Raw genomic sequence first — 16,633 nt, 5'->3', positions numbered from 1 at the left:
CATAGTGTGGGTAGTTACGGTGACTACGGTAATTATGGGGAGTATGGACAGAAAGAGAAGAAATCTCGTAGAAGAAAGTAGCTTCAGGAGGAGAGTTTATGAAAAATGTTATAGACCGTACATTAGCTCTGTCGTTATTTCTTATGTTAGTGGTTATTCCAGTTATACCGATTACGATGATTGCAATATTTATCGAAGATCCGGGTAATGTTTTCTTTACTCAAGATAGGGTAGGAAAAAATGGTAAGACTTTTAGAATTATAAAATTCAGAAGTATGTATAAGGACGCAGATAAGCGCATTAAAGCGCAAATTGCAAATGGAACGACTGACGCATTAAACTTTAAGCAAGATGCTAGCAGCATGGTAATGAAGGTTGGGGCATTTATTCGTAAGACTTCTATTGACGAATTACCTCAATTGCTTAATATTATCAAAGGGGATATGTCTATTGTAGGTCCTCGTCCACTGCAAGCTTTAGAGGTTGAAGTATATTGTACAACAGAGCAACATCAAGAAATTATGGCAAAGCGCTTATCCCTAAAACCTGGGCTACTATGTGATTGGCAGATTACTCCTCAAAAAGAACAAATGCCATTTGATGAGAGAATGTTATTAGACTGTAGTTATGTCGATAAGCAGTCTTTAACTGAAGATGTGTCCCTTATTGCTAAAGGGATTAAAACAGTCCTATATAGAAACAATATGTAGAGGTAAAAATGAATATAGCCAATATATGTATTAGTCACAAATATTCAGACATTCTAGAGGATGACTCTTTTTTCCACATTCAGGTCGGCGCTGTCAATAGTCAGAATGATTTGTCTATTCATAGAGATGATCAAGGAGATAATATCAGTCAAAAAAATCCTAACTATTGTGAGTTGACAGGATTATATTGGTTTTGGAAAAATGAGCTGCCAAACTATGATGTCGTGGTGCTTAATCATTATAGAAGGCTGTTCTTAAATGATGATGGAAAAAAGCTGTCATACCAAGACATTGAAAAGATTTTTCAATCTTATGATGTTTTTGTTCCTTATCCCAAACACTATCCTGTCTCTATTACACATCAATATCAGATTATGCACGAATCAAAAGATTTTGGTATTTTGAAGACTATCCTAAAAGCAAAATATCCAGATTACGATGTGGCGACACTTTGGGATAATAATAACAAAGGCTATCTTTACAATATGTTTGGTATGAAAGCAGATGATTTTAATCAAGCCATGATTTTTGTCTTTGATATTTTATCAGAAGTGGAGAAACAAGTAGATATTAGTCAGTATAGTGTGCAGCAGGCGAGAATTTTTGGATTTATGTCAGAACGTCTCTTGTCTTTATATGTCCAGCAAAATTTTAAAAAGATTAAACATTTACCTATTAGTTTTATTGATAATGAGGAAAAAGTTCATATTTTCAAAGAAAACAAGGGTGTTAATGACTTTGCTTATAAATGTCAAAAGCCCTTTAGTCCTCTTGTCAATAGAGCACTCAAAACTGTGATGACGAGTCGTAGTAAATAGAGTATAATCATGAAAAAAGTATCATCAGTTAAATTAAATATTGTGATGAATTTCATTCTCACAATATCTAACTTTATTTTTCCACTTATTACATTTCCTTATGTGTCAAGGGTATTGCTGCCTGCGGGAACGGGGCGTGTTGCTTTTGTAACATCTCTTGTCTCTTATTTCACAATGATTGGGATGTTAGGAATTCCAACTTATGGGATTCGTGCTTGCGCTCAAGTGAGAGATGACAAAGAAAAATTATCTAAAACAGTTCAAGAGATTTTTGTGATTAATAGTATCGCAATGGGGATATCATTACTTAGCTATTTGGTAGCTTTAATGACGGTTCCACGTATGATAGAGGATAAGGCACTGTTTCTCATTAACATTGCGATGCTATTTTTTAATTTGATAGGTTTTGAATGGCTGTATAAAGCACTTGAACAGTACACCTATATTACGATTAGATCGATTATTCTTAAGTTTGTTTCTCTAGTGTTGATGTTTATTTTTGTTCAACGGCAGTCTGACTACGTCATCTATGGAGCTATTACGATTTTAGCAAGTGTTGGTTCAAATTTATTTAACTTTCTCAATTTGCGTAAACACATTGATTTGAAGTGGCACAACAAAATGAATTTGAAGCAACATTTAGCACCGATTTTGTCTTTTTTCATGATGACAGTTGCGACAACCATCTATACAAACTTAGATGCTGTGATGCTTGGCTTCATGAAAACGGATGTAGATGTTGGTTACTATAATGCAGCTGTAAAAATAAAAGCGATACTAGTAAGTTTAGTAACTTCTATGGGAGCAGTTCTATTACCACGACTTTCTTTTTACATTAAAGAAAAGAAAGAAAAGGAATTTAGAGAACTAACCATTCGCTCGATGCAATTTGTTTTTTTCATTTCTTTACCTTTATGGATTTATTTTACAATTTTTGCAAAAGAAAGTATTGATTTCTTATCAGGAAGCAACTATGCAGGGGCCATTGTTCCTATGCAAATTGTTATGCCTACTCTCTTTTTGATTGGTATTTCCAATCTTTTGGGAGTTCAAATTTTTGTTCCTATGGGAAGAGAGCAAAATGTTCTAAAATCAGTTGTTATTGGCGGTGTTGTTGATCTTATCTTAAACGTTATCTTCATTCCTAAATTAGGGGCTTCTGGTGCAGCATTAGGTACCTTGGTGGCAGAATTTTTTGTGACACTTTATCAAGTCTATGTACTACGAGACTTTCTGAAATCAATAGTACATGATGTGAAAATTCTGAAAAATATTACAGCAACAGCTGTTGCAAGTGTGCTTAGCATAGTTGTTTACCTCAATTTCTTATCAGGTCTGACATCTTTTTGGATTTTATCGATTACTGCACTGGTGTTTGCTATTAGCTATTTAGGAGTAAACATTCTTTTAAGAGAAGAATTTACATATTATTTACTACAAAATTTTAAAAAATAAGGGAGTTTTTATGTCACAGTACGATTATTTAGTTGTTGGTTCAGGTTTGTTTGGTGCTGTTTTTGCACATGAAGCAGCTAAGGCGGGCAAGAAAGTTAAGGTCATTGAAAAGCGCGACCACATCGCAGGAAATATCTATACCAAGGAAGTAGAAGGTATCAACGTCCACGAGTACGGCGCTCATATCTTCCATACGTCTGATAAGGCTATCTGGGACTATGTCAATCAGTTTGCAGAGTTTAACCGTTATACCAATAGCCCAGTCGCTAACTACAAAGGCGAGATTTATAATCTGCCTTTTAATATGAACACTTTCAACAAGCTTTGGGGTGTAGTGACACCAGCGGAAGCGCAAGCTAAAATCGAGGAACAGCGTGCTGTTTTGGATGGAAAGAAGCCTGAAAACTTGGAAGAGCAAGCTATTTCCTTGGTCGGTACGGACATCTACCAAAAGCTGATTAAGGACTATACCGAAAAGCAGTGGGGCAAACCTTGTACCGAGCTTCCTGCCTTTATCATTCGCCGTCTGCCTGTTCGTTTGATCTATGATAATAACTATTTCAATGATAGCTACCAAGGCATTCCAATTGGTGGTTACACGCAGATTATCGAAAAAATGCTGGCGCATTATAATATCGATGTTGAGGTCAATGTCGATTTCTTTGAAAAGAAAGAACAATATCTGACTGATTATCCTAAGATTGTCTTTACAGGTATGATTGATGAGTTCTTTGACTACCAGCTGGGTGAGTTGGAGTACCGCAGTCTTCATTTTGAGACAGAAACGCTTGATATGGAAAACTACCAAGGCAATGCTGTTGTCAACTACACAGACGCAGAGACGCCTTACACCCGTATCATTGAGCACAAGCACTTTGAGTACGGTACACAGCCCAAGACGGTCATTACCAAGGAACATTCACAGACTTGGCAACGTGGCGATGAGCCATATTACCCAGTTAATAACGACCGCAACAATCATCTCTACACGGAGTACAAAGAGTTAGCTAAGACCACACCAAATGTCATCTTTGGTGGGCGTCTGGGGCATTACCGTTACTATGATATGCACCAAGTCATTGCAGCGGCATTGCAGTGTGTTGGAACGGAATTAAAATAATTGAAAGTACATATTTTACAAGAAAATACTGAAAGGGAAAAATGATTTATATTTATGTGGCACTTTTGTCAGCTCTAATATCTTTTTTCATCTCTATGTTGCCTATTCAAGAGCGGTTAAAATATAAAATTCAATTGATATCATTTATACCACTAACAATTTTGGGGGCAATACGATATTATGTAGGTATTGATTATACAACGTATTCAAAGTTTCAGTTACCACAATTGTTTGCAAGTTTCAAAAATGTAAAATTTGAATTTTTGTCTGAACAGGTGGCGCATTTAGGATATCTATTATCAGGTCGAACAAATTATTTTTGGATTTTTGCACTTTTTCATATTATATTTATGTTGTTTATGGCATGGTACATTATAAAGCAAAGTCCTAATATCCCATTAAGTTTAATTTTTCTAGTGCTAACTACATTTTTTGCATTTTCACTCTCAGGTATGCGTCAAGCCATTGGGACTTCTATTGTTTTAGCAGGATTGTATTTTTTATCTCAAAAGAAAGTAGTAATTTTTACTATATTTGTTGGGATCGCTACTTTATTTCATAGTAGTTCAATAATATATTTGATATTTATTCCTCTAATTTATATTAAAATATCACTCTTTATACAATTTATAATTTTTGTTTTTGCTCTGTTCATGTCTCGTTATGGGATGCCTCTTGTTTCTAGTTTAATGATACGCTTTAACTTTTTTTCTGAGTATGTTGGCGGAAGATTTTACACAGGTGCATATTCGAAATATTTCCTTGTATTGGTAGTTATAGTATATTTTACGAACTTATTTCTTATTTATTCAAAAGATTATTACAAAGAAGAGCATAATTCGCTTTATCTTAATATTAATTTTATAATGGTAATCGTCGGTATCATGATGCCAGCAATTCCTACACCTGAGCGTATAGTTTATATGTTTTTACCCATCCAAATTGTACTTGTCCCCAAGATAATTTATAATATAAAAGATGCTCAACTTAAGGTAATTGTAACAATATTATATCTAATAATTTTTGGAATGTTTTATACTTTTGTGATATTAATCGATAATAGGTATATGACATTACCTTATAGAAGTATTTTTGATGTTTTTGGATGGGGGTATTAGATGAGTTTAGATTTTTCTATTGTTATTCCAGCTTATAATGCAAGTGATACTTTAGAACGTTCAGTAAATAGTATCCAAAAACTACTGCCAATAGCTTCAGTGGAGATTTTAATTATTGAAAATGGTTCAACAGATGAAACATTAATATTAGCTAAAAGGTTGGAAGACCGGTACAATAATGTGAAAGTGTTTCAATCATTAATGGGAGTATCGAATGCTCGTAATTTAGGCATTGAAAAAGCACGAGGAGAATGGCTGCTATTTTTGGATGCTGACGACTATTTTTTAAGTGATTTAGAAAGACTACCATACTATTTACAAGGTGATAACAGCGATATTGTTTTCTTTAATTACCAAAAGGGTGAAGTTCCAATTAAAATATTTGCTGATAACGAAATCATAAAAACTGAACAACGACTTGAAACTTTTATCGTTAAGACGTTAGAAAAACCAACTCAATATTTGACAGTTTGGGGAAAAGCTTTTAAACGATCTATATTGAATGAATTGAGATTTGATACTTCTTTGAGAGTGTCAGAAGACAGTGACTTTTTAATAAGAGTATTATTGCAGGCTAATGTAATTGAGGTGAGTCATTATATGATATATCGTTATACAATTGACATACCTTCTACTATGCGTAAGTTTGATAGCGGTAAATTGGAAGGATATATACATTCGTTGAATGCTGCAGAATCTTACTTGCATTATAGCTCTGATAATATAAGACGGTCTTTTCAAAAGTATAAGCTAGCTCACTTTAATTTAAGTATGGTAAGAGAAGTTTTTCATCAAGCTAACCCACTTTCTTATAAAGAGAAGGTTAGGATAATGAAAAAAGTTAGTTATTTAAAAGTGTTTAAAGATAGTTTTGACGTAATAAAATTGTCAAAAATAAATGGAGTCGGAGAGTTTCCTTTGTGGTTAATTAAATACCACCTATATTACCTTGCATCTTTTATATATATGGTTAGGGTTAGACAAAATAGTTTTAGAGAAGAGAAAAAATTATGAAAAGAGTTCTTGTCTTCGGTATGAATGAAAATCCAGGTGGTGTTGAAAGCTTCATAATGAATTATTATAGAAAATTTACTCTTAGAGAGTTGCAGTTTGATTTTCTTTGTAATTCTAACAATAAAATCGCTTATGAAGATGAAATCACTAATACAGGTTCCAAAGTTTTTCATATTACGCCTAGAAGTAGAAATCCGATAAAATATTATAGGGAAGTAAAGCGTTTTTTTAAAAAGAATGCTAGTAATTATTCAGCGATTTGGGTAAATATCAATAGTTTAGCAAATATAGATTATTTAAAATTAGCTAAGAAATATGGTATTCCAGTAAGAATTGTTCATAGTCATAGTAGCCAAAATATGGATACTAAACTTAGAGAATGGCTGCATATAATAAATAAAAAGAAAATCGAACAATTTGCTACGGACTTTTGGGCCTGTTCTAATGAAGCAGCTAGTTGGTTTTATGATAGTCCAACTCTTAAGAAATCAAAGATTATCCCTAATGCTATAGATATTGAAAAGTCCTTGCTTTCCGATAGTGCGCGTCGTAGAATCAGAGAACAATATCAATTACAAGATAATTTTGTTATAGGAAATGTTGGTAGATTACATTTTCAAAAAAATCAAGAGTTTATTATAAAAGTTTTTGCTGATTTTCTTAAAATTTATCCTCAATCTAAACTTGTTTTGATAGGACAAGGAGAGGATGAGGATAAATTAAAATTATTAGCGAAAGAGTTAGCTGTTGATAAAGAGGTGCTTTTTGTTGGTGTACAACCGAACGTTTCAGATTGGTTGAGTGCATTTGATTTATTTCTTTTCCCTTCTTTATTTGAAGGGTTAGGGATAGCTGCATTGGAAGCTCAAGCTAATGGGTTACCCGTTATTGTTTCTAAAGGGAGAGTGCCTAAAGATGTAAAAATCAATGATAATGTCTATTTTTATTCGTTAAGTAAATCTACGGAGGAATGGGCGAAATTTTTGAATGACACTAGGCTGAATAGTTATCGAGAAAGCAAGGATAACATTTTGCGTAATTTCCAAAAATTTGGTTATGATATCAATGAAGCCTCTAAAAATTTAGAAAAATATTTCTTAGATATTTTAAATGATGTATAAATAGGACGTGTAAATATGGACAAAATAGATTTCGTAGTGACATGGGTAGATGGAAATGACCCTATATGGTTACAAGAAAAATCACTTTATACAGATGAGAAAGTTAATTATCAATTAAATGATGATAATAGGTATAGGGAGATGGAAGCCTTTAAATATTGGTTTAGAGCTGTTGAAACCTATGCACCTTGGGTAAATAAGATTTTTTTCGTCACTTATGGTCATCTTCCTGTTTGGCTAGATACAAATAATCCTAAATTAGAAATTGTTAAACATGAGGATTATATTCCAAAAGACTATTTACCAACTTATAATTCAACCGTTATTGAATTAAATCTTCACCGAATAAAGAATTTGAGTGAAAAGTTTGTATTATTTAGTGATGATGTTTTTTTGAATAGCACAGTAACTCCAACAGACTTTTTTAAAAATAATTTACCCAGACTTCTAGGGGTTTATCGTCCAATTATTCCTCAAAAGGATTTTAATGTGACGGAATTAAATAATGTAAGATTAATCAATCATTATTTTTATGATAAAAAATGTATAAAGAAAAATATTAGTAAATTTTTCACACCTAAATATGGGAAATTTAATCTCTATAATTTCTTTAGCCTTTTTTATTCAGGTATTATGGGATATGAGGATACTCACGTTGGGTTACCTCATTTAAAAAGCAGTTTTAAAGAAATCTGGGAGTTGGAGCCTGAGTTATTAAATAGGACTTGTCTTCATCGCTTTAGAGAGATTGGAGATATAAATCATTGGGTAATGAGTTATTATAATATTGAAAGAAATAACTTTTATCCCCAAAGTTTAAAAATAGGAAAATATGTACCTATTGCGGATGATAAGCAAATCAAACAAGCTCTCAGAAATTCTAAATATAAGATGATTTGTATCAATGATGATGAGAGTTCAGTTGATTTCAGTGGAGAAAGTAGAATTATTGAAGAAGAATTATCCAAAAAATTTCCTAGAAGAAGTAAGTTTGAAAGGAGTTGGTATGCAGAAAAAAATATTAACTGTAGTTGTTCCATCCTATAATGCTGGAGAGTTTTTAAAAGAAACTATTCCAACAATTGTTGAAGTCAATAATAGTGAGTTTTTAGAAGTATTAATAGTGAATGATGGATCAAAGGATAATACACTTGAAGTTGCACATCGATTAGAAGAAAAATATTTAGGAATCGTTCGTGTTGTAGATAAAGAAAATGGGGGTCATGGTTCTACAATTAATGTAGGTATCCAGTATGCTGAAGGAAAATACTTTAAGGTAATTGATGCCGATGATTGGGTGGATACCAAAAATTTTGAAGAACTTATTAATTATTTGATAAGTACAGATGATGACGAGGTTATATCACCTTATAATGATGTTTATGAGGATACAGGCGTAACAAAAGAAGTCAACTATTTTATAAAATCGGATATTAAATCTCAAAAGAGCTATCAATATGATGAGTTTTTAGATTCTATAAAAGTGTTGCCTCGTATGCATTCAATTACCATTAAAACTTCTATACTTAGAAATAATAACATTCGAATAGATGAACGAATGTTTTATGTAGATACTGAGTATATTTTATTTCCAGTACCTCATATAGAAACAATTTCTTATACTTCACAGCCCATTTATCAGTATAGACGTGGGAACGAAAATCAGAGTACGAGTATTCAAAATTATATAAAAAATCGAGATATGTTAAAGCACGTTTGCCTAGCAATTATTGATTTTTACAGTAGTAATACAATTTTAGGAAGTCGAAAAAAGTATGTTGAGGAAGTTATTCTTAGGAGTATAGAAATTAATACTTCTGTGCTTCTTTCAATGAAGAATGTTAAGGAAGCGAAACAAGAATTTTTATCCATGGAAGAAATTTTGAAAAATAAAGTTCCTAATCTTTTTAAAAATCCTCAAGGAAGAAAGTTGAAAATTTTACGTAAAACGCACTATTTAACTTTTGGGATTATGTCATATTTTAAAAGAAAAAATCCAAGCTTATAGTTATTTATAGTAGCAAAATTTAGTTCTCATTAATCACGAAACAGGGTATAATAATGGTTAAGCTCTTACATTTTATTATTGATTCTATCATAGTTCTATCAGTCAATAATAATTAATATAGTCTTTAATTCTATTAACGAGTTCCTCTCTATGATTAGAGCATAAAGAAGGACTCACTTTTAAGATGTGATAAATGACTCTTATAAGAGGATATTTCTTTTCTTTAAAATATAATAGCAACGCCTAGTGTTTGAATTTGTATAGAACTTAAGAAAATTATACCTCTAAATAAAAAGGATAGTCAACTCAGTTTGAAGTTATTCAAGCTGGGTTTTGTCATTCTGTCTAATTCTTGTTATAATAGTAATTATGATTACAGGTATTATCAATTTAAAGAAAGAAGCGGGGATGACGTCGCATGATGCGGTGTTCCGTTTGCGTCGCTTATTAAGAGAAAAAAAGATTGGGCATGGGGGGACGCTGGATCCAGATGTAGTGGGTGTTTTGCCCATTGCTGTTGGCAAGGCGACACGAGTTTTAGAGTTCATGACAGACAGCGGAAAAGTCTACGAGGGAGAAGTGACGCTTGGTTTTTCAACAACCACAGAAGACAGTAGTGGTGAGCTTGTTGCTAAAACGCCTGTATCAAAGGAACTCTCAGAAGCAGAAGTTGATGAAGCGATTGCTTCTTTGGTTGGCGACATCACGCAGATTCCTCCCATGTATTCTGCTGTTAAGGTCAACGGCAAAAAGCTCTACGAGTATGCACGGGCTGGGCAGACTGTTGAGCGTCCACAGCGCCAAGTGACCATTCACAGCTTTACCCGCACAAGCCCCCTAGAGTTTGATGGTGAGTGCTGTCGTTTTCGTTTTCGAGTTGCCTGCAGTAAGGGCACGTACGTTAGGACTTTGGCAGTGGACTTAGGGGCTAAGTTAGGCTATAGCAGCCACATGTCACACCTGACCCGTACGGCTTCGGCAGGATTATACCTAGAGGATGCGCTGACCCTCTCACAGCTAGCAGATAAGGTAGAGCAACATGACATGAGCTTTTTATTGCCAATAGAGTACGGCGTTCTCGACCTTCCTAGATGTGAGCTCAATCAAGCGCAGAAAGAAGATGTGTCCTTTGGGCGCTCTATTATGCTTTCTGAGAATGCTGACTTGCTAGCGGCTTTTTATAAGGACAAGGTCATTGCCATCTTAGAGAGACGAGATGGTCAGCAGTACAAGCCGAAAAAAGTATTAATATAGAAAAGAGCAACGATGGAAATTTATAACGTGACGCACTACAGTCAGCTTGATGGAGCAGACGAGACTGTTCTTGTGCTTGGTTATTTTGATGGTCTTCATAGAGGACATAAGGCTTTGTTTGATAAGGCAAGGGAGATTGCGCAAAAAGAGCAACTCAAAATTGTTGTGCTGACCTTTCATGAGAGCCCTCAGCTAGCTTTTGCTAAATTTCACCCTGACTTACTCAATCATCTGACCTATCCTGAAAAACGCTATGAAAAGTTTGCAAAGTATGGTGTAGATAGGCTGTATCTGACAGACTTTACCACCGCTTTTTCACATATTTCCTCAGATGATTTTATCAAGCAATTTATAAAAGGGCTGAATGCCAAGGCTGTTGTTGTGGGCTTTGATTATAAGTTTGGACATAACCGCACTAATAGTGATTATCTGGCTAGAAATTTTGACGGTGCGGTCTACACCATCCCGCAAGTATCAGAGGATGGGGACAAGATCAGCTCCACTCGTATCCGAAAGCTGATTGCCGATGGGCAAGTCGCACAGGCAAATAAGCTCCTAGGCTATCCTTTTTCGACACGAGGTATCGTAGTGCATGGAGATGCTAGAGGGCGTACCATCGGTTTTCCAACAGCCAATCTCGCACCGATTGATAGAACTTTTCTGCCAGCAGACGGGGTTTATGTGACCAAGGTGCGTGTGGCAGGTAAGCTCTATGATGCCATGACCAGTGTCGGAAAAAATGTCACTTTTGGTGGAACAGAGTTAAGGTTAGAAGCCCATCTCTTTGATTTTTCAGAAGACATTTACGGTGAGACTATCGAGATTATCTGGTTGGATAAAATTCGTGAAATGATTAAATTTTCAGGAATTGATGAATTAGTACTACAGCTCGAAAAAGATAGAGAATTCACACTAAATTGGAAAAAAAATAGTCAAAAGTCGTAAAATTGTGTATAATATTCTTAGAGTAAAATTAAGAGGAGCTTTCATGATTACTTTATTTCTATCTCCTAGTTGTACGAGTTGCCGTAAAGCACGTGCTTGGCTGACCAAACATCATCTCGAGTTCAAAGAACATAATATTGTGACAAGCCCTTTGACCAAAGAAGAGTTACTGTCCATTTTGGCACTAACAGAAAATGGCACAGAGGATATTATTTCGACGCGTTCAAAGGTTTTTCAAAGGTTAGAGATTGATGTGGATGATTTGTCAGTTTCTAATTTGATTGACCTTATTTCTGAAAATCCAAGTCTTTTGCGCCGTCCCATTATTTTGGACAACAAGCGGATGCAGATTGGTTTTAATGAAGATGAAATCAGAGCCTTTTTACCTAGAGATTATCGTATGCAGGAGTTACAAGAGGCAACTATAAAAGCAGAAATTGAGGGAGCAAATGAAAGATAACTATGCCTATCCCCTTGATTTGTCATGGAGCACTGATGAGATTGCAACAGTGCTTTCTTTTTTAAATCAAGTGGAAAAAGCTTATGAACATAAAGTAGAAGCAGAAGCTGTTTTAAACAGCTATGCAGCCTTTAAACATATCGTTAAAAGCAAAGCGCAAGAAAAACAAATAGACCGTGACTTTGAAAAAACGAGTGGCTACTCAACCTACCAAGTGGTCAAAGCAGCCAAAGCAAAAGGGAAAGGACTGATTTCTCTTGGAAAGTAAATTTGAGTTTGCGAAACAGCTGATTAGAGAAGCTGGGCAGTTGATTTTAAAGCACTTGTCTGATGAGCTTGTGGTTGAGGAAAAAGGGCGATTTGATGACCTTGTCACTTCACTAGATAAGGAAGTGCAGGATTTTCTTGTCACTGAGATTCACAAGCACTATCCAGCAGATGCGATTTTAGCTGAGGAAAATAACCTCCGTCACTCTGTGACAGACGGCAAGGTTTGGGTGCTTGATCCGATTGATGGAACGGTCAATTTCATCGTGCAAAGGGATTATTTTGCTATTTTGATTGCTTATTATGAGGATGGTTTGGGTCAGTTTGGCTTGATTTATGATGTTATCAATGACCGACTTTTCCACGGTGGTGGTATTTTCGATGTTTATATGAACGACGAGCTCTTATCGCCTTATCAAGATAAACCGCTCTCTCGAAGTTTGATTGGCGGCAATAGCGGCATGTATGCTCAAAATGAATACGGCATTCGTGATTTTATCCAACAAAGTCTGGGTTTACGTGTCTATGGTGGTGCAGGGATTAGTATGGGTTACGTCCTCACTGGAAAGCTGATGGCCTACTTTTCTTATCTGCAACCGTGGGATTATGCGGCTGCTAAAATTTTAGGCGATAAACTCGGTTATGTCCTTTTGACGCTAGATGGCAATGAACCTGACTTTACCCATCGTCAAAAGGTCATGTTTGTGCCCAAGGTAAAATTAGCACTCATCAAAAAAGCAATAAGCTCTCATGAAAATTCATGAAAAACTTGAAATTCTCTTGAAAAAAATAGAAATAGTAGTAAACTAGAGGTATCAAACGCAAGGAGAATTTTTGTGAAGTTATACGTTCAGTTGATGTATATTTTGATTTTTTCAATGTTGGGAGAATGTCTATCAACTGCTTTTTCATTGCCCGTACCAGGAAGCATTATCGGCTTAGTCTTACTTTTTCTTGCTTTGCAGTTTAAAATCATCAGGCTACGCCACATTTATGATGTTGGTCAGTTTTTGCTGAGCAATATGACGATTTTATTCTTGCCGGCAGCCGTTGGGGTCATGGATAAGTTTGATGTTATCGCCCCCAATCTTGTTGGTATTGTCGTGATTACTTTGGGGGCTATTGTGCTCAATATCGCAACCATTGGTTTGGTCGTACAAGTGATTAAGAGACGTTATGAAGGCGATTATGTAGATGGGAGGACTAGTCGTGAGTAGTCTTGTGACCAATCCTATGTTTGGGATTATGTTGTCTATTATGAGCTATTTAGTAGGGCTTTTGGTCTTTAGACGGTTTCTCCATCCTCTAACTACACCTTTATTGGTCGCTACGATAGTGCTTATCGTCTTTTTGAAGCTGACGCATATTTCCTACCATGACTACTATATTGGTGGGGCTTACCTAAACATGTTGATAGTGCCATCAACGGTGGCGCTGGGTATTCCTTTGTATCGCTCTTTTCACTTGATGAAGCACCATATTAGAAGTATTTTGATTAGTATTACAATAGCAACGCTGATAAATACATTCTATACTGCCTTGATCGCTAAGTTTTTTGGAATGAAGTATTTTCTAGCGATTTCTTTATTTCCAAAATCAGTCACAACTGCCATGGCTATTGGTATCACGGACAAGATGAGTGGGATTATGACGGTGACCTTGGTTGTGGTTGTTGTGACTGGGATTTTAACCAGTGTCCTTGGGCCGCCCCTGCTCAAATGGTTTAAGATTGACGACCCTGTTGCTATCGGCTTAGCGCTAGGTGGTACAGGTCATGCTATTGGGACTGGCGCTGCTTTTAAATACGGCTATGTCGAGGGAGCTATGGCAGGGCTTGCTATTGGTATCACTGGTATTATGTATGTGATTGTCAGTCCACTGATTGCACAATTAGTATTAACTTGAGAGAAGTCTGTTAGCATGCTAACAGACTTTTTTGCTCAGATTAGAGTAAGGAAAAGACCCACAAAAGGGGAAATTTATAGTATAATAGAACTATGAATTTACCAGTAGATTTTATCCAAAAATACGAGAAATTGCTTGGCGATGAGGCACCAGCTTTTTTTGCGAGTTTTGACGATGAAGCGGTAGCTGCTTTTCGGACAAATCCCCTCAAAAAAGCACAGGTCGCCTTTGACCAAGCCATTCCTCAGACGCCGTGGGGGCACTATGGCAAGATTTCTGGCAAGTCGCCTGTCCACACGACAGGTCTCGTCTACTCTCAAGAGCCTGCTGCGCAAATGGTGGCACAGGTCGCTAGTCCGCAAAAGGGCATGCGGGTACTAGACTTGTCAGCAGCACCTGGAGGTAAGTCCACTCACTTGCTTTCTTATCTGGACAATACAGGTCTCCTAGTGAGTAACGACATCTCAACCAAGCGTAGCAAGGTATTGGCTGAAAATATCGAGCGTTTCGGGGCTTGCAATGTCATCGTGACAAACGAATCTTCTGAGTGTTTAGCCAAGGCTTTTCCAGCCTATTTTGACATGATTGTATTTGACGGACCTTGCTCGGGTGAAGGGATGTTTCGGAAAGACCCAGCTGCCATGCAGTATTGGCACCGTGATTATCCTAGTGAGTGTGCGGCTCTGCAAAAAGAAATTTTACAAGAAGCGCTGAAAATGCTAGCTGTTGGAGGTAGTCTTGTCTATTCGACCTGCACTTGGTCGCCCGAGGAAAATGAAGGTGTCGTTAGCTGGTTATTAGAAGAATATCCTTATTTAGAGCTGGTGGATGTGCCCAAGATAAATGGTATGGTCGCAGGGATTGATATGCCAGAGGTGGCACGCATGTATCCGCATCATTTTAAGGGTGAGGGGCAGTTTGTTGCACGATTGCAAGATACCCGTCCAAAAGAGACGGTGACTTGTAGACAAGCCAAAAGCAATCTGACTAAGCAACAGCAGACCTACTGGCAAGAGTTTGCAACGCAACACTTAACACATCCTCTAGAAGGCGTGTTGCAGGTGTTTGGGGAGCAATTGTACCTGCTTCCAGAGGGCTTGCCTGACATGAAAAAGGTGAAGATTGTTCGCAATGGGCTTCATTTAGGGACTTTCAAAAAGGGACGTTTTGAGCCATCTTTTGCACTTGGGCTGGCTCTGTCATCTGACGAAGTTCGCCATACAATCGAAATTGATATAGAACAGTTTGCTATCTATGTCTCTGGAAATGTCGTCCAATTAGACAGGTCTCTTCCTAACGGTTGGTACCAAGTCTTATGCCAAGGGAACGGCTTGGGCTTTGCGAAAGTAACGGGTGGCGTGCTCAAGAATTTTTACCCAAAAGGCTTGCGATTTCAGGTCTAACTGTTATTGAATACAATCTTTAAAAAGACTACTAGGCAAGCTAGTTTTCTTATGATATAGTGGAATGAGAAGATTTTAAAATGAGAGTATCTTCGCTTATCTCATCTGAGATAATATATATGATTTAACTTAGAATAGGATTGGTGTTTATGAAAAAAAGACACAAGATTTTGACACTGACTTTAGTGGCTCTATCCGTTTTGTCCCTTAGCGCTTGTGCAAAGTGGATTGATAAAGGGCAATCCATCAATAGCGTTGGCTCAACTGCTCTTCAACCCTTAGTAGAAGCAGCAGCTGAAGAATTTGCTTCTAAGCACGTTGGCAAAACCATCAATGTCCAAGGTGGCGGTTCCGGAACTGGTCTTTCTCAAGTACAATCAGGAGCTGTTCAAATCGGAAACAGTGACGTCTTTGCCCAAGAAAAAGAAGGTATTGATGCCAAAATCCTCAAAGACCACCAAGTAGCGGTAGCGGGTCTTGCTGTTATCGTCAATAGCGAAGTCAAGGTTGATAATTTAACAACCGAGCAGTTGTGTGATATTTTTACTGGAAAAATCACCAACTGGAAAGAGCTGGGTGGACAAGATTTAGAGATTTCAATCATTAACCGTGCGGCAAGTTCTGGCTCACGTGCAACGTTTGATACGACTATCATGGACGGAAAGAGCGCTATTCGCAGCCAAGAGCAAGATTCAAACGGTATGGTCAAGTCAATCGTCTCACAAACACCTGGAGCGATTTCTTACCTTGCCTTTGCCTATGTTGATGACTCGGTTAAGACACTGAAGTTAAACGGTTATGAGCCAAGAGCTGCTAATGTTGCGACCAATAAGTGGATTTTATGGTCTTATGAGCACATGTACACCAAAGGTGCAGCCAAAGGCTTAACCAAAGAGTTCATCGACTTTATGCTCAGCGATGAAGTTCAAAATCATATCGTTAAAAATATGGGATATATCTCTATAAACGATATGAAAGTCACTAAAGATGCTGATGGCAATGTCACAGCTAAATGATTTTCAGATTGGAAAGAGA

Annotated in this window: 18 protein-coding genes; all 18 read left to right on the top strand. The window is 36.5% G+C overall.

What is annotated here, in order from left to right; all coding sequences use genetic code 11:
• Positions 1 to 98 precede the first annotated feature (98 nt).
• The 18 genes from AALA56_RS02865 to AALA56_RS02780 all read left to right on the top strand — a co-directional run bounded on the left by AALA56_RS02865 (position 99) and on the right by AALA56_RS02780 (position 16,614).
• The gene (locus tag AALA56_RS02865) at positions 99 to 710 is read left to right on the top strand and encodes a sugar transferase (RefSeq protein ID WP_369908669.1); all 612 of its coding nucleotides are present in this window, start codon (positions 99 to 101) and stop codon (positions 708 to 710) included.
• Positions 711 to 718: 8 nt separating this feature from the next.
• A complete protein-coding gene (locus AALA56_RS02860; protein ID WP_369908668.1) occupies positions 719 to 1,528 on the top strand; it encodes a DUF4422 domain-containing protein in 810 nt (269 codons plus the stop codon).
• Positions 1,529 to 1,534: 6 nt separating this feature from the next.
• Positions 1,535 to 2,983 carry a flippase gene (locus AALA56_RS02855; protein ID WP_369908675.1) on the top strand — a complete coding sequence of 483 codons (1,449 nt, stop codon included), beginning with the start codon at positions 1,535 to 1,537 and terminating at the stop codon, positions 2,981 to 2,983.
• A gap of 10 nt (positions 2,984 to 2,993) precedes the next feature.
• Positions 2,994 to 4,103: a UDP-galactopyranose mutase gene (gene glf / locus AALA56_RS02850; protein WP_369908667.1), complete on the top strand. Its 1,110-nt coding sequence runs from the start codon at positions 2,994 to 2,996 to the stop codon at positions 4,101 to 4,103.
• 41 nt (positions 4,104 to 4,144) lie between these two features.
• Entirely contained in the window at positions 4,145 to 5,221 is a 1,077-nt protein-coding gene (locus AALA56_RS02845; RefSeq protein ID WP_369908666.1) for an EpsG family protein, read from the top strand.
• Positions 5,222 to 6,235, top strand: a complete 1,014-nt coding sequence (locus tag AALA56_RS02840) for a glycosyltransferase family 2 protein (protein WP_369908665.1) — start codon at positions 5,222 to 5,224, stop codon at positions 6,233 to 6,235.
• Complete coding sequence (locus AALA56_RS02835) at positions 6,232 to 7,356, top strand: glycosyltransferase family 1 protein (protein WP_369908664.1); 1,125 nt, start codon at positions 6,232 to 6,234, stop codon at positions 7,354 to 7,356. Before AALA56_RS02840 ends, AALA56_RS02835 begins: the two co-directional genes overlap by 4 nt.
• A 15-nt stretch (positions 7,357 to 7,371) precedes the next feature.
• Positions 7,372 to 8,403 carry a stealth family protein gene (locus AALA56_RS02830; protein WP_369908663.1) on the top strand — a complete coding sequence of 344 codons (1,032 nt, stop codon included), beginning with the start codon at positions 7,372 to 7,374 and terminating at the stop codon, positions 8,401 to 8,403.
• Entirely contained in the window at positions 8,288 to 9,364 is a 1,077-nt protein-coding gene (locus tag AALA56_RS02825) for a glycosyltransferase family 2 protein (protein ID WP_369908662.1), read from the top strand. The genes AALA56_RS02830 and AALA56_RS02825 overlap by 116 nt, the downstream gene beginning before the upstream one ends.
• A gap of 369 nt (positions 9,365 to 9,733) precedes the next feature.
• Positions 9,734 to 10,618 carry a tRNA pseudouridine(55) synthase TruB gene (gene truB / locus AALA56_RS02820; protein ID WP_369908661.1) on the top strand — a complete coding sequence of 295 codons (885 nt, stop codon included), beginning with the start codon at positions 9,734 to 9,736 and terminating at the stop codon, positions 10,616 to 10,618.
• Positions 10,619 to 10,630: 12 nt separating this feature from the next.
• Positions 10,631 to 11,563, top strand: coding sequence for a bifunctional riboflavin kinase/FAD synthetase (locus AALA56_RS02815; protein WP_369908660.1), 933 nt, complete (start codon positions 10,631 to 10,633; stop codon positions 11,561 to 11,563).
• Positions 11,564 to 11,606: 43 nt separating this feature from the next.
• Entirely contained in the window at positions 11,607 to 12,023 is a 417-nt protein-coding gene (spx, locus tag AALA56_RS02810) for a transcriptional regulator Spx (protein WP_369908659.1), read from the top strand.
• Positions 12,013 to 12,291, top strand: a complete 279-nt coding sequence (locus AALA56_RS02805; protein ID WP_115269881.1) for a UPF0223 family protein — start codon at positions 12,013 to 12,015, stop codon at positions 12,289 to 12,291. Before spx ends, AALA56_RS02805 begins: the two co-directional genes overlap by 11 nt.
• On the top strand, positions 12,281 to 13,054 hold the full coding sequence (locus AALA56_RS02800) for an inositol monophosphatase family protein (RefSeq protein WP_369908658.1): 774 nt from the start codon (positions 12,281 to 12,283) through the stop codon (positions 13,052 to 13,054). The genes AALA56_RS02805 and AALA56_RS02800 overlap by 11 nt, the downstream gene beginning before the upstream one ends.
• A 72-nt stretch (positions 13,055 to 13,126) precedes the next feature.
• On the top strand, positions 13,127 to 13,507 hold the full coding sequence (locus AALA56_RS02795; protein WP_115269877.1) for a CidA/LrgA family protein: 381 nt from the start codon (positions 13,127 to 13,129) through the stop codon (positions 13,505 to 13,507).
• 16 nt (positions 13,508 to 13,523) lie between these two features.
• Positions 13,524 to 14,195: an LrgB family protein gene (locus AALA56_RS02790; RefSeq protein WP_369908674.1), complete on the top strand. Its 672-nt coding sequence runs from the start codon at positions 13,524 to 13,526 to the stop codon at positions 14,193 to 14,195.
• A gap of 92 nt (positions 14,196 to 14,287) precedes the next feature.
• Positions 14,288 to 15,598, top strand: a complete 1,311-nt coding sequence (locus tag AALA56_RS02785) for an RsmF rRNA methyltransferase first C-terminal domain-containing protein (RefSeq protein WP_369908657.1) — start codon at positions 14,288 to 14,290, stop codon at positions 15,596 to 15,598.
• Positions 15,599 to 15,747: 149 nt separating this feature from the next.
• On the top strand, positions 15,748 to 16,614 hold the full coding sequence (locus AALA56_RS02780; protein ID WP_369908656.1) for a phosphate ABC transporter substrate-binding protein PstS: 867 nt from the start codon (positions 15,748 to 15,750) through the stop codon (positions 16,612 to 16,614).
• Positions 16,615 to 16,633: the final 19 nt, after the last annotated feature.

The sequence above is a fragment of the Streptococcus hyointestinalis genome, assembly GCF_041225505.1.
GTDB lineage: Bacteria > Bacillota > Bacilli > Lactobacillales > Streptococcaceae > Streptococcus > Streptococcus hyointestinalis_B.
This window is presented reverse-complemented; position numbering and strand designations above follow the sequence as displayed.